23 protein-coding genes are annotated in these 22299 nt (G+C 43.0%); 19 read left to right on the top strand and 4 right to left on the bottom strand.

Annotation, left to right across the window (positions count from 1 at the left end; translation table 11 throughout):
* The first annotated feature begins 93 nt into the window (after positions 1-93).
* Positions 94-690 (top strand): TetR/AcrR family transcriptional regulator, encoded by a 597-nt coding sequence (locus ACVW2L_RS00460; protein WP_457125979.1) that lies wholly within the window; start codon positions 94-96, stop codon positions 688-690.
* A gap of 65 nt (positions 691-755) precedes the next feature.
* Complete coding sequence (locus ACVW2L_RS00455; RefSeq protein ID WP_457125978.1) at positions 756-1484, top strand: SDR family oxidoreductase; 729 nt, start codon at positions 756-758, stop codon at positions 1482-1484.
* A gap of 301 nt (positions 1485-1785) precedes the next feature.
* Here ACVW2L_RS00455 and ACVW2L_RS00450 read toward each other — a convergent pair whose 3' ends face one another.
* A complete protein-coding gene (locus ACVW2L_RS00450) occupies positions 1786-2451 on the bottom strand; it encodes a DNA alkylation repair protein (RefSeq protein ID WP_457125977.1) in 666 nt (221 codons plus the stop codon).
* A 97-nt stretch (positions 2452-2548) separates the two neighbouring features.
* Here ACVW2L_RS00450 and ACVW2L_RS00445 point away from each other — a divergent pair, with 97 nt between their 5' ends.
* The 4 genes from ACVW2L_RS00445 to ACVW2L_RS00430 all read left to right on the top strand — a co-directional run bounded on the left by ACVW2L_RS00445 (position 2549) and on the right by ACVW2L_RS00430 (position 6625).
* On the top strand, positions 2549-3436 hold the full coding sequence (locus ACVW2L_RS00445; protein ID WP_457125976.1) for a dienelactone hydrolase family protein: 888 nt from the start codon (positions 2549-2551) through the stop codon (positions 3434-3436).
* A 182-nt stretch (positions 3437-3618) separates the two neighbouring features.
* Complete coding sequence (locus tag ACVW2L_RS00440) at positions 3619-4869, top strand: carboxypeptidase-like regulatory domain-containing protein (protein ID WP_457125975.1); 1251 nt, start codon at positions 3619-3621, stop codon at positions 4867-4869.
* A 297-nt stretch (positions 4870-5166) separates the two neighbouring features.
* Entirely contained in the window at positions 5167-5541 is a 375-nt protein-coding gene (locus tag ACVW2L_RS00435) for a hypothetical protein (RefSeq protein ID WP_457125974.1), read from the top strand.
* Positions 5542-5548: 7 nt separating this feature from the next.
* Positions 5549-6625: a serine hydrolase domain-containing protein gene (locus ACVW2L_RS00430; protein WP_457125973.1), complete on the top strand. Its 1077-nt coding sequence runs from the start codon at positions 5549-5551 to the stop codon at positions 6623-6625.
* Positions 6626-6697: 72 nt separating this feature from the next.
* Here ACVW2L_RS00430 and ACVW2L_RS00425 read toward each other — a convergent pair whose 3' ends face one another.
* A complete protein-coding gene (locus tag ACVW2L_RS00425) occupies positions 6698-7783 on the bottom strand; it encodes a glycoside hydrolase family 43 protein (protein WP_457125972.1) in 1086 nt (361 codons plus the stop codon).
* A 233-nt stretch (positions 7784-8016) separates the two neighbouring features.
* Between ACVW2L_RS00425 and ACVW2L_RS00420 the strand changes: the two genes are divergently transcribed.
* Entirely contained in the window at positions 8017-8814 is a 798-nt protein-coding gene (locus ACVW2L_RS00420) for a polysaccharide deacetylase family protein (RefSeq protein WP_457125971.1), read from the top strand.
* A gap of 98 nt (positions 8815-8912) precedes the next feature.
* Here ACVW2L_RS00420 and ACVW2L_RS00415 read toward each other — a convergent pair whose 3' ends face one another.
* Positions 8913-9242, bottom strand: coding sequence for a hypothetical protein (locus tag ACVW2L_RS00415; protein WP_457125970.1), 330 nt, complete (start codon positions 9240-9242; stop codon positions 8913-8915).
* A 328-nt stretch (positions 9243-9570) separates the two neighbouring features.
* Between ACVW2L_RS00415 and ACVW2L_RS00410 the strand changes: the two genes are divergently transcribed.
* The 8 genes from ACVW2L_RS00410 to ACVW2L_RS00375 all read left to right on the top strand — a co-directional run bounded on the left by ACVW2L_RS00410 (position 9571) and on the right by ACVW2L_RS00375 (position 15880).
* Positions 9571-10323, top strand: a complete 753-nt coding sequence (locus ACVW2L_RS00410) for an SDR family NAD(P)-dependent oxidoreductase (RefSeq protein ID WP_457125969.1) — start codon at positions 9571-9573, stop codon at positions 10321-10323.
* Between the two features lie 16 nt (positions 10324-10339).
* A complete protein-coding gene (gene uxuA, locus ACVW2L_RS00405; protein ID WP_457125968.1) occupies positions 10340-11530 on the top strand; it encodes a mannonate dehydratase in 1191 nt (396 codons plus the stop codon).
* 213 nt (positions 11531-11743) lie between these two features.
* Complete coding sequence (locus tag ACVW2L_RS00400) at positions 11744-12463, top strand: SDR family NAD(P)-dependent oxidoreductase (protein ID WP_457125967.1); 720 nt, start codon at positions 11744-11746, stop codon at positions 12461-12463.
* 3 nt (positions 12464-12466) lie between these two features.
* Positions 12467-13045, top strand: coding sequence for a hypothetical protein (locus ACVW2L_RS00395; protein WP_457125966.1), 579 nt, complete (start codon positions 12467-12469; stop codon positions 13043-13045).
* Positions 13046-13051: 6 nt separating this feature from the next.
* Positions 13052-13318, top strand: coding sequence for an acyl carrier protein (locus tag ACVW2L_RS00390; RefSeq protein ID WP_457125965.1), 267 nt, complete (start codon positions 13052-13054; stop codon positions 13316-13318).
* The gene (locus tag ACVW2L_RS00385) at positions 13318-14670 is read left to right on the top strand and encodes a beta-ketoacyl-[acyl-carrier-protein] synthase family protein (protein WP_457125964.1); all 1353 of its coding nucleotides are present in this window, start codon (positions 13318-13320) and stop codon (positions 14668-14670) included. The genes ACVW2L_RS00390 and ACVW2L_RS00385 overlap by 1 nt, the downstream gene beginning before the upstream one ends.
* Before the next feature lie 6 nt (positions 14671-14676).
* Complete coding sequence (locus ACVW2L_RS00380; RefSeq protein WP_457125963.1) at positions 14677-15498, top strand: enoyl-ACP reductase FabI; 822 nt, start codon at positions 14677-14679, stop codon at positions 15496-15498.
* A complete protein-coding gene (locus ACVW2L_RS00375; protein WP_457125962.1) occupies positions 15479-15880 on the top strand; it encodes a holo-ACP synthase in 402 nt (133 codons plus the stop codon). Before ACVW2L_RS00380 ends, ACVW2L_RS00375 begins: the two co-directional genes overlap by 20 nt.
* A 394-nt stretch (positions 15881-16274) precedes the next feature.
* On the opposite strand, the gene ACVW2L_RS00370 is transcribed toward ACVW2L_RS00375, so the two are convergent.
* On the bottom strand, positions 16275-19049 hold the full coding sequence (locus ACVW2L_RS00370; protein ID WP_457125961.1) for a hypothetical protein: 2775 nt from the start codon (positions 19047-19049) through the stop codon (positions 16275-16277).
* A gap of 197 nt (positions 19050-19246) precedes the next feature.
* On the opposite strand from ACVW2L_RS00370, the gene ACVW2L_RS00365 reads away from it, so the two are divergent.
* The 4 genes from ACVW2L_RS00365 to ACVW2L_RS00350 all read left to right on the top strand — a co-directional run bounded on the left by ACVW2L_RS00365 (position 19247) and on the right by ACVW2L_RS00350 (position 22263).
* Positions 19247-19687: a DinB family protein gene (locus ACVW2L_RS00365; RefSeq protein WP_457125960.1), complete on the top strand. Its 441-nt coding sequence runs from the start codon at positions 19247-19249 to the stop codon at positions 19685-19687.
* 18 nt (positions 19688-19705) lie between these two features.
* Entirely contained in the window at positions 19706-20221 is a 516-nt protein-coding gene (locus tag ACVW2L_RS00360) for a hypothetical protein (RefSeq protein ID WP_457125959.1), read from the top strand.
* A gap of 167 nt (positions 20222-20388) precedes the next feature.
* Positions 20389-21453 carry an NADPH dehydrogenase NamA gene (namA, locus tag ACVW2L_RS00355; RefSeq protein ID WP_457125958.1) on the top strand — a complete coding sequence of 355 codons (1065 nt, stop codon included), beginning with the start codon at positions 20389-20391 and terminating at the stop codon, positions 21451-21453.
* Positions 21454-21504: 51 nt separating this feature from the next.
* Positions 21505-22263 carry a CPBP family intramembrane glutamic endopeptidase gene (locus tag ACVW2L_RS00350; RefSeq protein WP_457125957.1) on the top strand — a complete coding sequence of 253 codons (759 nt, stop codon included), beginning with the start codon at positions 21505-21507 and terminating at the stop codon, positions 22261-22263.
* The last annotated feature ends 36 nt before the right edge of the window (positions 22264-22299 follow it).

Below are 22299 nucleotides of genomic sequence, written 5' to 3'. Positions count from 1 at the left end.
TAGGATTCTAAGCTTAAAATCCTTTAATCTTAAAAACCCCAATTGTGACATTAAAAAGACACACAATAATATACCGATTGGTATATTTGTATAATGAATAAGGAATTATCAAAGGCAGAACGCACCCGCCAATACATTATTGAAGCTACCGCGCCGGTATTCAATAAAAAGGGTTATGCAGGTACGTCCTTATCAGACCTTACCGAGGTTACGGGCCTTACCAAGGGTAGCATCTATGGTAATTTTGAAAACAAAGAAGAGGTTGCGCTGGCTGTATTTGATTTTAACACCTGCCGCGTGAGCGATATGGTAGAACAGCACATGAAAGTAGCTGATACTTTTTTTGAAAAGCTGATGGTATATAGCCGTGTTTATAACGATGACCGATTAGCTGCACACGGTGGCTGTGCTATTTTAAACACTGCGGTTGAAGCTGACGACACCAACGAAGCGCTAAAAATTAAAGCGGCACAAGCTATATTAAGATGGAAAAAAAATATAGTTAGCCTGATAAACGGCGGTATAGCAGCCGGAGAGTTTAAAGCTGATATTAATGCTGAAGAAAATGCTCTGGCCATTATTGCCTTGATTGAAGGCGGCGTAATGATATCAAAGGTAACCAACAGCAGCAGTAGTTTACAGCAGGTATTAAATACGGTTGAAAATTTAATCAATCAATTGAGGAAGTAAAAAAATTTAACATAAAATATACCGATTGGTATAAAATATTCACAATAATTAAAACAAACAATATCATGAACATTAACAACAAAACAGTGCTGGTAACCGGTGGAGGATCAGGCATTGGATTAGCAATTGCACAAAAATTAAGCGAAAGAAATGACAGAGTAATTATAACCGGCAGAAGAGCAGAAACGTTGCAGGCAGCAGCAGCCACACTTAAAAATGTAACGGCGATAACAGCCGACGTTACCAATGAAGATGATGTTAAACGTTTGGTTGCTACCATACAAGCAGACTTTGGCGGTTTAGACGTTTTGATAAATAATGCCGGATTTGCGCATTACTATAGCATAGATGCCGACTCAAACACCTACCAAAAAGGCTTAGAGGAGTTTAACACCAACTTTTTCTCTATTTTAAACCTTACCGAACAGTTGCTGCCCGTGCTGCACAGATCTGCTGAAGCTGCGGTGGTGAATGTTTCGTCTATCCTGGCCCTGGTACCGCGCTCAACTATCCCCACCTACTCTGCAAGTAAAGCTGCTTTGCATTCTTATACACAATCGTTAAGGTTTGCCCTTAAAGATACCAGCGTTAAAGTTTTTGAGCTGATGCCCCCTTTGGTTAATACAGATTTTTCAAAAGAGATAGGTGGCGAGAACGGCATAGCACCAAGCCAGGTTGCCAATGATCTGATCAGCGCATTTGAAAACGATAACTACGAGATCCATGTGGGCGATACCGCGCATATTTATGCTTTAGCAGACGGCGATAGGTTTAACGCCATTAACGCGGCTTAAAGCACTTAATTGTCTCAGCGCCCTTTGCGCATCTCCCTGCTTCTTTTGCGGTTATAATAAAACCGTTAGATTGACAGCAGATGCGCAAAGGGCTTTGTTTTTTTACTTTTTGGGACAAAAACATGAAGATTCACAATCACCTGTAAATAAACTCGTTGATCAAGCTTTACAGCTAATTTTCCTGACTTATAAGTAGTCTCACTTTGTCCCAACAAAAAATAACAAGCTGCTTATTATCAAATATTTAATAAAAAAACTGTCCCATATTGTTCTGCTCTGTCTCACACACCGGTGGGACAGACTATCCCTGCCTGCGCACCATCTCGTTTATCCACAAAGGCGCAAACGGGGAGGTACAACCCTTTGGTGTTGGGTAGTCGCGATAGATACCCAGCCGCTCGCCAATAGCCAGCGCACGCTCGCGCAGCGCCGGGTGGTGAATGCCTACGTAGGCCAGCGCAATATTCATGGTCCACTGGGTTTCGGGCGGTGCGGTGGGCATTTCAGCTTCAATGCTGTCAAGCAGCGCCGGTATATCCAACCCTTCCGGACTGCGGGCTATGCGCCCGGCGGTAAGGCTCCAGCCTGCGCGGGCAGCCATAGGGTGGTCGCTCTGCATCCATTGCAGGCGCAGCTGCTCCCTATCAGCATGTTCTTTAATAATGTACGAGCTAAACCAGTCGGCCAAATGCGCAAAGGGTTCTGAGCGTACCATGTAATCCAACTCTTCAACCGATAGCTTCTTCGGGTTGATGATCAGCACCGCCAGAAAGCGCGCCTCAATATTACCGGTCTGCCAAAGCTCTTTAGCCAGCTCATGGTTGGTTTTGATTGTTTTAGCCAACGCGCGTATATCGCCCATCTTTACACCGAACTGATCGTCGCGGGCGCCTTGCTTTTTGTTAATGGCCCGCACTTTCTCGTTGCCGAGCGCTTCCAGTTGTTTGAGTATTTCTGTAACGGTCATGATAATAACTTGGTTGCCTTCTTAATAAGTTTAAAATTAGCACGTATTTCAATAACTCATCACATCAATTTACTAAATTTGAACAAAGCCTTTAATTATGAGCGAAGTAAACAAAGAAGATATTAAGCAGGAGGTATTTGACCTGTACGACGATTATGCACACAACCGCCTTGACAGGCGCGATTTTATGCAAAAACTCTCACTGTATGCCGTGGGCGGCTTAACGGTGCCGTCGTTAATGAGTTTTTTGATGCCGGATTATAAAGGGAACATCCAGATAAAGAAAGATGATCCCCGCCTTAAATCTGAGTTCATCAATTATCCATCGCCTAAAGGCGGCGGCACCATAAAAGCCTTATTATCTAAACCGATAGACGCGAAAGGAAAATTGGGTGGCATCCTGGTAGTGCACGAAAACCGCGGGTTGAACCCTTACATTGAAGACGTAGCCAGAAGGTCTGCTCTTGCAGGTTTTGTTTCGCTTGCGCCGGATGCGCTTTCGCCATTGGGTGGTTACCCTGGCAATGACGATGAAGGACGCACCATGCAGAGTAAACGCAACCCCAAAGAAATGGAAGAAGACTTTATAGCGGCCTACGAATATTTAAAAAACCACAAAGATTGCAACGGCAAGGTTGGTGTTGTTGGCTTTTGCTATGGCGGCGGTATAGCAAATATGCTGGCTGTACGCGTGCCAGACCTGGCTGCAGCGGTACCTTTCTATGGCAGCCAGCCTGCTGCGGCTGATGTGCCTAAAATAAAAGCGCCGCTAATGATCCACAACGCATCGTTAGATACCCGGATAATGGCCGGTGCGCCTGCTTTTGAGGCGGCACTAAAAGAGAACGGCAAAAAGTACCAGGCCTTTGTTTACGAAGGTGCCAATCATGGTTTTCATAATGATACCACCCCGCGCTATGATAAAGCCGCTGCAGAGCTGGCGTGGACGCGTACAATTGATTTCTTTAAACAGAATTTGAAATAAGCCATTCAGACCAACAAGCGTATAGCCCCCGGCACCAACCAGATGCCGGGGCTTTTGTTTTTTATGCGTTCGGGTTGTCGTTAAAGAGGCTCCTGTGGTCGCTTAAATGTTGTGCATGGTCTATATTAATTTGTTTATCAAGTACTTTTAATCACCTTAGCATTGTAATAATAACTGGTGCCATGAATAGATCCATTTTTTATCCTTTTGTATTGCTTTTGCTGCTTGCTGTATTCAATTCAGCATCCGCGCAGCAGCGTATTATTATTAGTGGTAAAGTGTCCAACGAAAAAACCGGAGATCCTATCGGTCGGGCAAGCATCAGTATCAACAACAAAGGAATAGGAACCGGTACAAATGATGAAGGACGATTTATACTCCTTATTCCGCAAGCCAATTTTAATGACACATTGAGTGTTTCGTGCATTGGCTTTGACAGCAAACGCATACCTGTGGCTGATCTGAAAAACGAACAGGAGCTCAATATAAAAATTGCTAAAAGCACTATTGAGCTGATGGAGGTTACCATTACGCATTACAATGCGGTAAAGATCCTGCAAAAAGCGATAGCCCGCATTCCGGAAAATAATATAAACCAGCCTCATTTGCTGCGCGGATTTTACCGCATGTATACCTTTAAAAAGGATGCCCCGTTGCAATTATCAGAAGCTGTTTTTGACGTTTTTAACTTTGGTTATGGCGATAAACGTGCTGACCTTTTCAAGCTGATAAAGGCCCGCAACGAAAAGAACACCCGCGATTTCAGTTCGCTTGAATTTGGTCAAAAACCCAATACCATTTTTGAGCAGGATATAGTGAATCACCTGCCTGCCTGGGGCTTTTTAAACGAGGAGGGGCTGGAGCGGCACGAGTATGAAGTTACCGGTGTAATTGACATTGAAGGACGCGATGCGTTTGAACTTGAATTTAAAGAAAAACGCGGTGAAACAAAAGACACTTACCGCGGGGTAATGTATATTGATACAAAAACTTACGCTTTTATATCTTTTGACTATAGCCTTAGCCCTGCAGGGCTGGAAACACCTGCCAAAAATAATTTTGTTTTGAAATCATTAATAGGTATAAATGGGGTTGGCCTTAAAATAACGGGCGACCGGATGCGGGTTAATTATCAAAAGGTAAATAATAAATATGTGCTTGCATCAGTAGAGGGAACAGATTCAGTAGCCGTGAACGGCCCGACGCCTAAAGACAATTTTAATGCGCAGATCAATTTCAATTATCAAATAACTACTGTTGACACAAAAGCAGATCCGTTTGAATCTACCATGGGCCGTAACGAGAGTATCAACAACTACAAAAGCAGTGGTGGCGAGAGGTTCTGGAAAGATTACAACATTCTGCTATCCGACTATAATGTGGATGATATTTTAAAGCAAATACAGACTATTAATAAAACCAAAACATCCTGAACCTAATCATAAATGAGCCGTTAGCACGGCAAAAAAAGCGGCGGGTCTTAAAACCCGCCGCTTTTTTTATTTTGATGATGTTTTGTGTGACACCAAACGTGCCCTGGCAACGTCCTATACATAAAGACGCTACAAAGAGACGTATTTAACCTGCTTTGCGCGCTGGTGGCCATACCCTATAAGCAATGGCGGGCTAATATTGTTGTTAAGTGCGCTGTAGTAAGGGCTGTTATTTCCCTGCGGCTATAGGCCGGTAGCTTATTAAAAAATTGTTTAACATTTAACTAATTAACCGAAATGAAAAAAATATTCATCATGGGAATGGCCTCTTTGTTTATCATACAGGGCGCAAGGGCACAATCCAAATTGACACAGGACCAAAAGTCTGAATTAATGGTACGGTTTAAAACCTATAAAGAAAAGTTGGATCTGGCTGACGAGCAGGCTATAAAAGTAAGGGCAATTGATTCTGCTTACCTTGTGGGGCTGGTAGCGCTAAAGCAGAGTGATGTGCGGCGTATAGCTAAATTTCAGCAGTTCAAACAAATCAGCGCCACTCGTGATAAACAGATGAAAGATGTTTTAAGCAAAGATCAGTTTAAAGAGTACGCTAAATTTAAAGACGAAATGCGTGGTGAGCTAAAAGAATTAAGACAGGCAAATAATAAATAACAAGCTTATGACAGGCAGGCTTTTTTTAATGCTGGCACCGCTTATTATATTTCTGTTTAGCGGAAGCGTAAAGTATGGAGAACGGGTCGATAAATACGACTTCTCATCTGTTGACAAATATATAGAGCAAAATATCGCTGCTTACAATAACCATGTAGCTGTTTTGATTACCCAAAACGACGAGGTTATCTATCGTAAAGAAGTAAACATGACTGTTAACACCAACTACGGAATAGCCTCTGCATCAAAATGGCTTTCGGCCGGGGTTATTATGGCGCTGGTTGATGAGCGCAAACTATCACTTGACGATACCATTGGCAAGTTTCTTCCTCTTTTCAGCACCTATCATAAAGGCAATATCACCATCCGTCAGCTATTTTCGCACACGGCAGGTTTTGGAGGTGATGCCGGTTCAATATTATCATTAAGCCGTAAATTTGAATACCGCAGCAATATTACGCTTGCGCAGGCTGTTGACTCGATTGCGGTTCACACAGCATTGGTTAACGCACCGGGTACAAAGTTTAACTACGGGAGCACCTCCATGCAAATTGGCGGGGGTATTGCCGAGGTAGTTTCAGGTAAGACATGGCAGCAACTTTTTGATGAGAAGATAGCTCAACCTTGCCAGATGCGGGCGGTGTATTTACAGTTAAGCATAAAAAACCCACTGTTGGCGGGTGGTGTGAGTACATCGGCAGCAGACTATATTAACTTTTTAGTAATGATTGCCAACCGCGGCACATATAAGGGCAAACGGGTGCTAAGCGAAAATGCCATCAACATAATGACGAGCGATCAAACCCGCAAAGCTGTTATACAACGAACGCCATATTCTGCCAATCCATATACAAAGCCGGTAGTAGCAAGCGTTAAATACGGTGTGGGCAACTGGCTGGATGTAGTAGATGCGGCCGGAAATGTGGTGGAAAGCAGCAGTCCCGGACTATTCGGCGCTCACCCATGGCAAGATTCCAAACATCACGTCGCGGGTATAATTTTTACAAAAACCTCGCAGCGAAAGAGCAATGCCATAAGCCTTAAAATAAGGCAAATGGTTAGAGAGATAATTGAAAAAGGATAACGAGCTTTTTAATAAAAAGGCCGCACTGCATTTATAGCGGAGCGGCCTTTCTGGGATGTTTAATGAGTACAATTATGGTTTTATGAGTGCCAAACTGCCATCAGCATTGTGGGTTAGCGCAGTAACCTTGATATTCCTTAAATGAGTTTTGCCTGATATTTCGGTATCATGATAAAAAATGTACCATTTACCTTTCCATTCAATAATTGAGTGGTGGGTTGTCCAGCCTTCAACAGGCTCCATAAATTTACCACCGTAAGTAAATGGGCCCATTGGTTTATCACTTGTAGCATAACACAAAAAGTGCGTATCGCCGGTTGAGTAGGTTAAATAATACTTGCCGTTGTATTTATGCATCCATGATCCTTCAAAGAAACGGCGGTCGTGGTCTTTAGCTAACAATGGCTTGCCATCTTTATCTAAAATAACAGCATCCTGTACTTTGCCATCAAAGCTCTTCATGTCTTTAGTCATTTTAACCACGCGACAGTTAATAGCAGCTTCTTCAGGTTTTTCCAGATCGGTTTTTGATTCGTTAACGCGTTTACCATCTTTCCATTGCTGTAACTGGCCACCCCAGATACCGCCAAAGTACATGTAGCTTGTGCCATCGTCATCAGTAAATACGGCAGGGTCAATACTGTAACTGCCTGCAATAGGTTGGGGTTCTGCTTTGAACGGACCTTCGGGTTTGGTAGAAGTAGCCACACCTATCTTGAATATATCCTGCTTATCCTTAACCGGGAAATATAAATAATAAGTGCCGTCTTTAAATGCAGCATCAGGTGCCCAAAGCTGGCGGCCCGCCCACGGAATAGTTGATACAGAAAGGCCCACGCCATGGTCAGTAACCTTACCGTTAACATCATCCATTGATAGGATATGATAATCCTTCATAGCAAAATGATCGCCATTATCGTTTTGAGCTATACCGGCTTCAATATCATGCGAAGGATAAATATAGATCTTGCCATTAAAAACATGCGCTGATGGATCGGCAGTAAAAATGTCGCGAATTAGCGGTTCGGCTAAATATTTTTTTCCTGTGTCCTGTACCGCGACTTTTGGAGAATCTGCTGCTTCTTTTTTTTCTTGCCCTCCGCAAGCGGCAAGCGCAAGCAGTAAGGCTAACGCTGATAGATTAAATGCTTTATTCATTTCAGTTTGATTGGTTTTATAGTTTATACTTATGCGGCGCAATAACTTTAGAGGTTGCCATTGTAATCGTCGTGATACAATATTAATCTTTTTTGTTTCAAAATTTAAATTTTACAGGTTTAATGAGTTGCATAAAATATCGCATTCGTTTGCGTTATTTATAAGGTGTTAACGCGCCAAATAAATCAGGAACATCGTACTTTGTACCCACCATTAAAAAATCAACCCCTACAATGAGAACTGTAAAAATTATTGCATCAGTCGCTTTTATGTTAATAGCAGCTGGCGCCTTTGCACAAGACACCAAAATTTGGAACAATAAACAATGCGCTGTAGTGCTTACTTATGACGATGCTATTGATATAGACATTGACAATGTTGCGCCCGCGCTTGACTCTTTAAACCTTAAGGGAACTTTTTATTTGATAGGCTCATCGTCTGTAATTGAAAAGCGCCTGCCCGAGTGGCGCAAAATAGCAGCAAAAGGGCACGAACTGGGCAATCACGGTTTGTTTCACCCTTGCGACGGCACCCCGGCCGGGCGTTCGTTTGTTAAACCAGATCATGATCTGAGCAAATATACCGTTGTACGCGCGGTTGATGAGATACGTGTTTACAATACCTTTTTAAAAGCAATTGACGGCAAAAGTAAACGCACGTATGCCTATCCCTGCGGCGACCTTACCATAAACGGCGTTCCGTTTTATAAAGATCTTGAAAAAGACTTTGCAGGCGCACGCGGCACAACCGCAGGCACTCAGAGCGCAGGCGAAGTTGATCTGAATAATATTGATTGTTATATGATAAACGGGCAGTCTGCAGAGTACATGATAGACCTGGTAAAGAAAGCGCAACAATCTCATAAACTTGTAGTATTCCTTTTTCACGGAGTAGGTGGCGGACACAATATCAATGTCAGCTTAGATGCGCACAGTAAACTATTGCATTACCTGAAAAGAAATGAAAAAGATATTTGGGTTGCCCCAATGGTTACTGTGGCAGAGCGGGTTGCGGCGTATCAGAAAAAATAATTCAAAAGCACACCAGTTTAAAGGCTGTGTAAATATAACCGCATAACAATAATTAATAAAGCCGCCTATATCATTAGGTGGCTTTATCAATTATTTTACTACAAGTCCGTTTCTATATGACTTGAAACAAACATAAAAACATTCTCGTATGACGAATTCAGGTAGTAAACATGCCCTATGTATTTATAGCCACCATGTACAGTATCATCGGTAGTACCGCTTGACCAACTGGTTACAGTGGTCAAACTAGTGTCACTGTTCTGTATCACCATGTCAGTAATAGTTCCCGGATAAGATCCGTTAATGTAAAGCGTTCTGCCCCCACTGAGCGCAATTTGCCCATTGTAACCAGGTAACCAGACTAAAGTTGGTTTTTTAAAAGAATAATGTGCAGGCTGTGGTGCTGCAAAAGATTGTAAGCCGATCATTAACACGCTTACTACGACTAGAGTTAAAAGTGTCTTTTTCATTTCAGTTAAATTTTAAGTAATACTAAAATTTAGTTTCCATTAAAGCAATATCTATTTTTCAAAAATGACTTAATGGTCAGTATTTAATTGCATTTAATCACCAGCCTTAATATGATGGGAATTTTAATTATTGCTTTTTTGCACAGTGAATATATTTATTAAATTCACTACATCGTATTAGTATAAAAAGTGTTGCCATTTTATAATTAATAATTTAAAAGCTCCCTATATTGGTGCCGAATTTTACATAAGAAGATGAGATCGCATCTTCACAAATACTATATAAATGTCTTTATCAACAAATGCCAAAGTAGCTGTTGTTACCGGAGGCGCATCCGGACTGGGATTGGCAACAACAAAAAAGTTTGTAGCTCAAAATGTCAAAACAATAATAGTTGGCCGCAACGAAGCTAACCTGAAACAAACCGCTGATGAATTAGGCGAGCTTTGCAGCTATAAAGTTTGCGATCTGAGCGATCTGGCTGCTATTCCTGCCCTAATAAAAGAAATTGAAGCAGAATTTGGCACCATTGACATACTGGTTAATAACGCAGGCATCAACCTGAAGAAGAAATTTGAAGAAGTTAGCGATGAAGAATTTCAACGCATTATTCAAACTAACGTAAACTCGGTTTTTACTGTAAGTCGCGAAGTGGTAAAGATCATGTTAGCTAAAGGTGCAGGCACCATTGTTAATATCAGCTCTATGGCGGCACAATACGGCATTCCATACGTTATTGCCTATACCGCCGCTAAAACAGCGATAGACGGCATGACAAAAGCTATGGCTGTTGAATTATCGCCAAAAGGCATCCGCGTAAATTGCGTGGCCCCGGGCTTTATAAAAACTGCCATGAGCGCAAAAGCTTTAGACAGTGACCCGGAACGTAAAAACAAAGTTATGTCTCGTACGCCTATGGGTTACTTAGGTGTCCCCGAGGACGTTGCCGAAGCAGTTTATTTTCTGGCTTCTGACTCAGCTAAATACATTACAGGTGTAGTATTGCCTGTTGATGGCGGTAACTCTATAGGTTTTTAATTTTTGATTTAATATCATGATACCAGATTTAGAACAAACCTTCCGGTGGTTTGGCCCCAACGATGCGGTTACACTGCAGGCGATAAAACAAACCGGCGCAACAGGCATAGTTAACGCCTTGCACCACATACAACCCGGCCAAGTTTGGAGCCCGGAAGAGATAAAAAAACGCAAGGATATAATTGAAGCGGCGGGCCTTACATGGTCTGTTGTGGAGAGTGTTAACATTCACGAAAGCATAAAAATTGCAAGCCCCGGCCGCGATGAAGCGATAAAAAACTATATAGAAACGCTGGAGAATCTTGCAGCCGCCGGTATTTATACCGTTTGCTACAACTTTATGCCTGTATTGGATTGGACACGCACCAATCTTGATTTCAGGCTGCCGAACAATGCTTCGGCATTGCGTTACCACGCTCCTGCTTTGCACGCGTTCGATCTTTATATTTTGCAGCGCCCGGAAGCATTTGATGAGTTTACGCCGGAGCAGCAAAAAGCAGCTAAAGAATATTTGGATAGCCTTAACGCCGAAGAAAAAGACCTGCTAACCAATACCGTTATGGCCGGCTTGCCGGGCACTACTGATGTATTTACCATTGAGGAGTTTAAAGAACATCTTGATAAATATGAGCACATAGACGCGGCCACGCTTAAGGCTAACCTTGCTTACTTTCTACAGGCCATTATGCCTGATTGTGAAAGGCTGGGTATAAAAATGTGCATTCACCCGGACGATCCACCATTTGCGATATTAGGCTTACCACGTGTGGTTTCTACCGAGGCTGACCTGAAATTTTTGGTTGATGCTGCACCATCGCCAAGCAATGGCATTACGTTTTGCACCGGCTCGTTAGGCGCCCGTGGGGATAATGACCTGCCGGGTATTGTGGAGCGATTGGGCCAGCATTTTCATTTTATACACCTGCGTAATGTTAGGCGCGAAGCCGATGGCAGCTTCTACGAGGACAATCACCTGGAAGGCACTACAGATATGTATGCCGTAATGAAGGCCCTTATCTTAGAGCAAAAGAAAAGAGCAGACAGCGGAAGGACAGATCTGGCCATCCCGATGCGCCCGGACCATGGCCATAAGATATTAGATGATTATAATTACGATACCTACCCAGGCTATTCTGTAACCGGCAGGATGAAAGGCCTGGCAGAACTGCGTGGCCTTGAAATGGGTATAAAACGAACGATATTATAACATCAACATCAAATAAAAACGCTTGAATAGCTCTGCAAACGCAGGGCTATTTTTGTTTTGGGCAACAATTAACTTAGCTATTTGTTATTGTGAAGTAATTAAGCGAGGTCGATTGCAAGTATTATATAATCGATTAAAAAAATATTTATATTTAATCCGATAAATTAATAATCACGACGTTGCGAACGCGGCAATAAATACACCCTTACCAAATTGAAAAAAAAGGTACTTATCACCGGCGCAAGCAGAGGCCTGGGCCTGGCAATATCAAAACTATTAGCCCCACACTATCATCTGATATTGCACGCGTCGACCCCTGAAAGTTTTACTGAAAAAATTCCTGACAGTAATATATTATGCGCTGATCTATCAGACGCCGAACAGCTGACTGAATTCTGTAAACAATTAAAAAAACAACACGGCAGCGAGTTATATGGTGTTATTAATAATGCGGGGGTAACCTTTGATAATTCAATCATTTATCAGCCCGAAAAACATATTGATGCCATGTTGAATGTTAACCTCAAAGCACCTATCATGATCTGTAAAATGGCCATGAAACTGTTTAGTGCCAACGGTGGCGGGGTCATCATTAACATGAGTTCAATAGTGGGCCAAAGCGGTAACGCTTTTCAGGCGGTGTATTCGGCTACAAAAGCGGGCTTGGTGGCCTATTCCAAATCATTGGCTCAGGAGGCCGCTGCTATTAGTGATCAGCATAATATCCGTGTGCTTTGCGTTTCGCCGGGTTATATTGAAACTGATATGACGGCAAATATTCCCGCCGAAATGAAAGAGAAATATTTAAAAATGATTCCGGCGCAACGTTTAGGAAACCCGAATGATGTCGCCGAAACCATTTGTTTTTTACTATCAGACAAGGCCTCTTATATTAATGGCACCAACGTGCATATTAACGGAGGCTTATTTTAATCTATGGCCGATCCTAAAGAACCTATTTATCACGAAACACTGGTTGGCGACAAGCCTAAACAATGGCTATTGCATGGCGCTACCAAACGATTAATAGACAAATACCACTATCACTCGCCTAAAGTAGGCGTAATAGCCAGTTATACACCCAAAGAGCGCGACGTTAAAGATCACTTCGGCATTTTCAGAGGTGTTGACCAGGTTGAATCATTTGCGCAGGCAAGTATTGCATCATGCGGTACTTATGCGCAATGTAAAAAGCAGAACTGTAAGCCGGCTGATCTAAGGGACGATTTTGTGCCCGTGTTCCTCAGTATTGGCAGTGTTACTTACCATAACTATTTGCAAAAAGGTGAAACATTTATTAACATTGGTATCATCAAGTTCTACAAGTTCAGGCAGATGATTTGCGACGGAAGAATTTACAAAGTACCACCCGGTTTAGATTTGGATGCGTATTTTAGCGCCTTTACCGAGGAACGTTTGTTAGCATACGATCTCCCAAAAGATTTTAAACTTATAGCCGAACTGTTTGATATAACCGGCCAGGCCATAAAAAAAGAAATATTTAACTCCTTATAATACAGCATGGAAGATAGACAACAAATACTTAACGATCTGTTAGAAGTACTTAAAACTGTTAGAACAATTGATCCGGCAAAACTGGAAGGTGTAACCGAAGAAACAGATTTCCTGGCAGATATGAATGCACCAAGCACCGAGCTGATCAATATTGCTGTAAAGGTTGAGCAGAAATTTGATGTTGAGTTTGAAGATGACGATATAGACCGTTTGGGATCAAAGGTTAAAGACGTTATTGATCTGATAATATTAGCTAAAGAAAGAAGTAAATAATGCCTATACAAGGTAGAAAAGTTGCTGTAGTTGGGATGAGTGCCGCAGTGCCCACTTGTAAGGGGCTTGATAATTTTAGCAACAAGCTATTTGCCGGCGAAAGCATGATCCGTTTGTGGGACAAAGCTGTTGCACGCGGTAAACAAATGCGTTCTACCGTAGCGGGTTATATTACCCCCGAAGAGATGGACCTGGAGCCAATATACAACTCCATTTCGGAAGAATACCCGGAGACCTTTATTGATCTGCTGGGCCGCATACCCGATATTAACCTGGCCACTGCCGATATGGGCAGCATATGGGCCATGATAGGCGCAAAAGAATCTATTGAAATGGCCGGTTGGACCGAAGCCGAAACCCGATCGGAAAATACCGGGGTTGTTATGGCATCCGGCGGTGGCGGGCACGAAATATTACGGGTGGCATGGCATGGCTTTTTCCAGGAAGGAAAAAAAACGCGCTACGCCGGCTCACATACGGTAGACCGCGCTATGGGCTATCGTGAAGCTGCTAATGTATCCTGCCTGATAAAAAACCGTGGCGTTTGCGAATCTATTGTCTCTGCCTGTGCAACGGGTTTGGGTAACATTGGCTACGCTTATCGTTTAATAAAATTTGGTTTGCAGGATCGCGCCGTTGCTGGAGGAATTGAGGGTACAGCCTTAGAAACATTTATTGGCTTCGATGCCATGCAGGTTTTAGCAAAAGGCTTTAGTCCCGAAGAAAGCTCACGGCCCTTTGACCTTAAGCGCAACGGCTTTGTCTGCTCATTTGGCAGCGGCGTTGTTGCCTTAGAGGAGTATGAAATGGCTAAAGCGCGCGGCGCAAAAATATATGGCGTTATTGACGAATACTTCAATAACTCTGACGGTGACGGCGATATGTTTGCCCCATCATTTGCCGGTCAGCAACGTTTATGGGCAGGTTTGGCAGCAGGTGGTGCGCATATTAAGCCCGATGTGGTGAAAGTGCACGGCACCTCTACTCCTGTTGGTGATATTATAGAATTATTGAGTGTTGCCGATGTATTGGGCGAAAGTGGCTACCATATATCGGCACCCAAATCGCAGTTTGGCCATATGCTGGGGGCTGCGGGATCGGTAGAGTTGATCGCTGCATTGCAGATGTTGGACAAACAGAAAGTGTCGCCTTGTATAAATTCGGAAACATTGAATACCGAATTAGAGTTCTTCCAGTTAAAAGATGCATGGAAAGGCCCAATGAAACCTGTTGCCGAATACAGGCACCTGATACCACAGCAAACAGTTGAAAAAGAAATAAACCAGATAGTTTGCTTAAACTATGGCTTTGGCGGCACTAACAGCGCCCTTGCCCTATCACGAGACGTTTAAAGCATCATGATAAATAATCAAGGTAAAGTAGCGGTAATTTTTGGCGTTCGTAACGAAAGCTCTATTGCATGGGATGTGGCTTTAAAGCTGCACACATCGGGCTGTAAAGTGGCATTAAGCTACATGGCCGATACCAAAGCCGAGGTGCTGCATCTGATGGAACAAAACGGCATGGACACAGCATTCGCTGCTGAAGTTGATGTGCGCGATGAGGATCAGATAACCGCCTTTATAAAAGCTGCGCATGATGGCCTTGGCCCAATAAATTATGTACTCCACGGCGTAGCTTTCGGCAGTCAGAATGTAATGTGTTACACCATTCCCGGCGTTGACGAAGCCGCTCCCGAATACATCAACATACCATTTGAGGAATTTATGGATGCGTTCAACATCAGCGCTTACTCCTTGCTGCGGATAGCCCGCGTTGCCGAGAAATTCTGCACCGATGACGCTTCCATACTTACCCTCACTTACAATGCTTCACAACGGGTGTTTCCACCCTACGCCGGCATGGCCATTTGCAAAGCGGCGCTGGAAAATATCATGATCTACCTGGCCAGCTATTTCAGGAAAAGGAAAATACGCGTAAATGCTATATCTGCAGGGTTGGTGATGACCACCTCGGCAGGCGGAATAAACGGTGTACGCACGCTACGAAAGATAGGCAAATTTACTGCGCCGCTGGGCAATATCACCGCAAGCGACGTAGGCGATACGGCGCTTTATTACTTCTCTGACCTATCTAAACGGGTTACCGGCAATATTCATTATGTAGATGGTGGGTTTAACATTATGGGGCTTGGTGTAGATGGAGACAAAACTAACTGATACCCTTGATAGCTTAGCCGCACAACAATTTGCCGCAGGCAACGACCTGGTTTTTGTACCGGGCTTTGAAGCATCCTTAACACCCGGATTTAAAAACAAAGTTTATACATCTGATGAAATGGCTTACTGCGAGCAGTTTGCTGACTCGTTGCTGCGCTACGCATCTACCTGGGCAGCAAAAGAGGCAGTTTACAAAGCCGTTAAACAATTGGATAGAACAACAGCAGGCTGGAAAATGATAGAGATCATCCGCGAAAAAATTGGCGGCAGGCCGCATGTTATTTTGCACCAGCCTCAGCTTTCTAACATCAGCATTAGCTTAAGTATTACGCATGATGGGGATTATGCATGGGCGGTGGCGATAGCGAAAGTTGTAAATTAGTTTTATTAAAACTACCGCCCTTGGCAGCATGCGGTTGAATTGCTTTGGCGGAGGCGGGTTTGCCAATAACCCCTCCCTACACCCTCCCAAGGGAGGGAATCGCACAAGACCGATGCTTTTTTTGTGGCGTAAACTCCCTCCCTTGGGAGGGGTGCGGTTGAATTGCGCGTTGGCGGGGAGGGGTTAGTCCGATACCCCTGCATTACGCGAATTTTGTTGCAATTCTATTCCGGAATTTCCAACATGTAAGTAACACGCTTGAGCGGGTGGAAAAACGCCTCCCTACAAAGCTACGTCAAACTTGTCGGCGACTTCCGGTACAAGACGAGCTATGCATCCTGTATTTTCCCTTCAGATTTAAAACACTCAAATTTAAACTCATAGATAAATAATGTTAATGTTTAACCATTATTTTGGCTTGCTTACTCCCCACCAGCCCGCGCATATCTGCGCCATTGATAGTTAATGTATAAGTTCCACCTTTGTCGCCGGTATAAAAGCTTACGGTCGCCGATCCGTCTTGAGCGGTAATTATATTTGGATTCCAGTAAACAGTTGCGCGGCTATCAATTAAAGTTGGAGCGTAATTTTTAAATGTGTATTTAGGTGAGTAAAATTCTTTGGCCGACGCAAAAACCAAGGGCCTGTGCAGGTAAAAGCCAGGTGTTTTTTTCATAAAAATGCCGTTTCCGGAATAGGTGGTAACTTCGACAAATGTATAATTAGATGATTTGGCTTTGGGACTAACATAGGTGGTGGTGTATGGCATCTGATTGTTTCCGGTCGTCATAACCTCTATCCCTTTCACATCTTCCGCGGTAATATAATTGAATATCGTTGATAGGAACCTGGCGTAACTACCGTAACCATCGGAATCACTAAACATTCCCAGCGTAGAAATTCCGTCAAAAATAAAAACTGTTGAATGGGTGTATATATTATAAAGCATCTCGCCTTTATGCATATCACTAAACCCCTTTATGTTTTTCTTTAATACATCTCCCAAAGTAGCTTTTCCTTGGGCACGCATATCTTCCTCATTCATGGTAAAATCGGCTTCCCCGGGTCCAACTAAACTTTTTGAGTCCTTCACTATTTTTTTACTCCTTATCTGCACCTCTTGCATCTGCCGTACGCCAAGTAAGCTATCCTGCTCTTGGTTGTATAAGTTCCTGGTGTTAATGGTGCTGAATCTTTCCGGATCATTGTTTATGTACCACGGTATAAGGCGATGCTGAGGCAGAGGAAAAGAAGGCGCTTTAAATTCCTGCACATCAATTGTGGCATTTGCTGGTTTATCATTTTTATTTCTGGCTTGTAACGTATAAACAACGGTATCAGCAGGATACAAACCGCGAAATGTAAATTCGCCTTTATCATCTGTGGTTGTATCTGTAAACAAGGTTGGCTTTGTTGACAGTAATACTACCCGCATTTTTGCGGCCGGTTTACTTAAAAAACCTTTTACGTTACCCCTTATCATAAATTCCGGTTCGGGCTTAAATGCTAAATCGGGTTTGGTATCATCAAATGCCTCATCCCAATTATAGTTAACCCAGCCTTGTGTAAGGAGTAAATTATCAAGCGCGTTCGCTTTAGCCAATGTATCGCCTTTAGAAAAATACCAGCTTGGGTTTTCAACGTATCCTTTCACATCAGTTGTTAATACCAGGTTAACGGTTATGTTATCTATCCCGGCAGTGTCTGTTTTTACCTGGGCATCATCAGTTACTGATAGTGAAAAACTACCCACCGCGGGTGCTCCATTTTGATCTTTCGCTACTACCTTAAGGCTCACACTGTCACGTGTGCCATAGATCTGTTTAGATGAAACAATATTCAGGCTGATATTATCTTCCCGGTTAACAAAAATAAGACGTTCTGCTACCGGTTTATTAGCCAGATTAAGCACCGTAAAACGTGCTACGCCGGTTGGGAAAGCAGATCGGTTCAGACTAAAGCGGTTTAGACCTTTGCGGGCGTTTACCAGCGCTCCAAAATAAACCCTGCTACCGGTTTGCCCTATAACATAATATATGCCGCTGGCCAACTTAATATCGGGTGTTGGGTTTACTGTAACAATAATGGAGTCTTTGTAAGCTACATTGTTAACTTGTAACCTTAAACCTGAACTTTTTACAGACGGCAAACTAAAGCTCAGATCTTTATTTCTGTATTTAACTTTGGCTGTGTATACTTCGTTAGTTTCTGCGTTCAGCTCAAATAAACCCATACCCAAATGCGATGATCTAAAACTTGCTACCTGCTGCCCCTTACTGTTGTAAATGTTACCTTCTACTTCAACGCCCTTGCCGTTTTCATTGATAGCCTTAAATGCAATGCGGTTCAACATCCCGCCAATAATGCTCCCTCCCTCCGGCATAAATTGCACATCTGTTTTTTCATCTCGGTTAATAATAACAGGCACATTAAAGTTTACATCGCTGTTGTTACTTTTTTGGGAAAATAGAATATTTAACTGGTTTACATTGGTATTATCAGGCAAATTAAAATCAAAAGCCAAACTCCCGTCAACCCCGGTCCTTAACTTAGTACGATATAGTGAACTGCGTGCTGCTGTAATACGCACGCCAAGATCCTCAGCAAACATTTTACGCCCGTTGTTTCCGACAAATTCGAGGTTGGCTTTAATATTGTTAATCCCATTTTTTACGTTCAATTCAAAACGCGAACTTACCATCCAGTTTTCTTCCAGGGCACCTTCAATGTTAAACTGTTTGCTAAAAATGTAGTGGTCACCAAAATTCCGCATCCAGTTGGTATACGCGCGTAAAATGTATGCTCCTTCAGGATAACGGAGTTCTGTTAGCGCAATGTTGCCCCAACCAATGCCGCTGTTAAGCGATACCATATTACGGGTAAGTACTCGGTTGCTGGCATCTGCAATTTCAATATACATTAACCCGCTTTTTGCAGATGCCGCCAGCTCGGCATCAAACACATAACTTTTAAACCACAGAGTATCTCCTTTAAAATAGCTCCCCTTGTCTGTTTGTATAAAAATCTTCTCAGGTGTATGGTCGGTATTATAATTATTAATGGCAGCAACTTCCTGGCCTATCGCGCGTAAAGATTGGCCTCGTGCAATAACGCATAAAGAAGTTATAATGAAAGTGAGGAAAATGTTGGTAATGCAGCGCTTTAACATAGGCCGATGAGTGTTAGGTTGGTACTATTGGTATAAAGATACTTTTATCTTTATACTATACAATTGTTTATCATCTAAATCCCTAAGAATGCCGCCGCACGCACAAAATTTTAAGCACTACCACTTAAATAATTTCAACATTTTCTTAACTTCATTTATGAATTACAACCGTTAACATTCAGTATAGTTACGCCCCGATGAAAACCGTATTTGATAAATCAACCCGCGAGGAAATAATTAACAGGGTAGGTGCCATTAATGAAAAAAGCACGCCCCAATGGGGTAAAATGACAGCTTATCAAATGCTTAAACATTGCATAAAGTGGGAAGATATGCTGTTAAATAAAACACAGTATAAGCAATCATTACTAGGCAAAATAGTAGGAAAAATAGCGTTGAAAGATATGTTGAAAGACGAACCGGCCAAACGCAACCTGCCCACGGTATCCGGTTTTGACATTAAAGGCAGCGGCGATGTTGAGGATGCAAAAAAAGAATGGATAGATCTGCTTACCGAACATGATTATCAGGAAGCTACCGGTTTTTTGCATCCGTTCTTTGGTAAGCTAAGCGCTGATGAAGCCGGCCGCATGGCTTATAAACATACCGATCATCATTCGCGCCAGTTTAACGTTTAATTTTGAGGAAATATCACAATGACAAATTTGAAATCTCTTTACGTACTACTTATCGGTCTTGTTATAAACTCGGCCGCGGGGGCGCAAATTTTAAAAACCGAGACAGATGCAACAACAGGCAAAGAGATCAGATCGGCGGTAACGCTGTTGGGTAACGGCATGGGACAGCAGTTAAACTTTTTTGCTAAGGGGGATGAAAAACTTATTGAATTTGTGGAGGGAAGGGCCTTAGAAAGCTATCCAGAGAGACTTTTAAAAACAATGGAGATTAACATTACACTTAAAAACGATAGTGTATGCCATTTTCCGCTTGATGTTGCTAAGTATACCGCGCTTGATGATCATGGATTTCTGCGATTATCTTTGGTAGCTGTTGTGCAGGATAAACAGCTAACGACTTTACTCAGTAGTCCGGTCAAAACAATTGCCTTAGGTTTTGGCGACCAAAAAGATCTTAAAATTCCCGCCATATCAGATAACAACCGCCGGGAAATAAAACGCGGGGTGGCCTATGTAATAGGTAGTCAAAAGTAAATCGTCGCCCGTGCAAGCGTACCGCCTGGGTGTACAATGGTTCAGTGTTCCGCTTAAATGATGTCCTTAAAACTAATTCCAATGTAAAAATTTCTTCCGTTTTCGGGTTTGACAAAACTATGAGGCGTGTGCTAAGGTTAATTACTCATATTCGCTAAAAAAATATAATGGCACACCTTTTCTCTCCCATAAAAATAAAAAATATCGAATTTAAAAACCGTTTAGTGGTATCGCCCATGTGCGAGTACAGCAGCGAAGACGGCTTCGCCAACAACTGGCATCTGGTGCATTTGGGAAGCCGCGCCGTTGGCGGTGCCGCGCTCATCATTACCGAAGCAACGGCGGTATCACCCGAAGGGCGTATAAGTTATGCCGATCTGGGTTTATATAAAGATGAACACATTACCAGGCTAAAAGAAATAACCGACTTTATTCATCAACACGGCGCAATAGCGGGTGTACAGCTGGCGCATGCGGGCCGCAAGGCAAGTCATGAAGTGCCGTGGAAAGGTAACGCGCAGATTTCACCAGATCAACCTAACGGCTGGCAAACTTACGGGGCCAGCGCTATACCATTTAGCGAAGGGCAGCAGCCACCCGTGGAGTTGGATAAGGCAGGCATTGAAAAAGTTAAAGCTGATTTTAAAGCTGCCGCCCAAAGGGCTTTGCAGGCAGGCTTTAAGGTGATAGAAATCCATGGTGCCCACGGGTATTTGTTTCATCAGTTTTACTCGCCCTTAAGCAACCACCGTACTGACGAATATGGCGGAAGTTTTGAGAATCGCATCCGTTTATTGTTGGAGGTTATTGATACCGTTAAAGAGGTTTGGCCGGCAGAAAATCCACTGTTTGTGCGCCTTTCTGCAACAGACTGGACCGAAGGTGGCTGGACCATTGACGACTCTGTTCGGTTGGTGAATATTTTGAAAGATAAGGGCGTAGACTTTATAGATACATCATCAGGCGGTAACGTGCTGGCGCGGATCCCTTTAAAACCAGGCTACCAGGTTGAGTTTGCCGAAGCCGTACGTAAAACAGGCATATTGACCGGCGCTGTAGGCTTAATAACCACCCCTACCCAAGCCGACGAGATAATACAAACCGGCGAAGCTGACATGGTATTTTTAGCACGCGAAATGCTGCGCGATCCTTACTTTCCGCTGCATGCTGCTCATGTGCTTGGGCAAGATGTGAAATGGCCAAGCCAGTATGAGCGTGCCAAATTGAGCTAAAGGTGTAACTTTTAAGCATTTTGTATATCTTACAGCCATAGCTCCTAACCTATGGCCATCAATTACGCATCCATTTATAAATTTATCCCGCCCATTGTGTTATTGGTTGCAGGGTATTTTTTAAGCAACGGCTTGCTGGTTGAGCTGTCTATCAGCTGGATATTGTTGCTGCTGGTTGAGAAAAAAGATCTTAGGGTATTAGGCATAATCCCCACGCAAAAAAGGTTAATACAACTGCTAACAGGCTTTGTTATAGCCGCATGTTGCTGCGGCTTTTATTACTTTGTGCAAACGCTGCTTTCAGGATCTTCGTGGTTTGTCAACAAATCATATACCTTGCCAAAATTTCTCTCGGGCACGTGGTGGACAATGCAATCGGTATTGTACGAGGAGTTGATCTTTAGAGGGGCCTTACTTTACATCGCCATAAAAAAATTGGGGTCAAAGTGGGCGTGTATACTCTCTGCGGTCTGTTTCGGGGTATATCACTGGTTCTCCATGGGCGCTTTTGGCAACGTGGTTTTTATGGTTTACCTTTTTATCGGGACGGGTATAATGGGTTACGTGTTAGCCGTTGCCTATGTCAAAACTAATTCGCTGTACCTGCCAATAGCTTTACATTTTGGATGGAACATGGTAACCAATATTATTTTTTCCAGTGGACCAAATGGCCCTCAATTGCTTACCTCAACAAAGGGCACCCATTATACCTTGTTTGAAAACATAATTGTGCTGCTGGTTCAGTTTTTTGTACTGCCTGTCGTTATGTTTTTTTATATGAAAAGACTGAAAAGTAGCGCTAAGATTTAAGCGCAAACCATCCTAAAAATTATACTACAAAAAAAG

It is taken from the genome of Mucilaginibacter sp. HD30 (assembly GCF_054061755.1).
The sequence above is the reverse complement of the archived record's forward strand: the minus strand, read 5'-3'. Positions and strand labels throughout refer to the sequence as shown.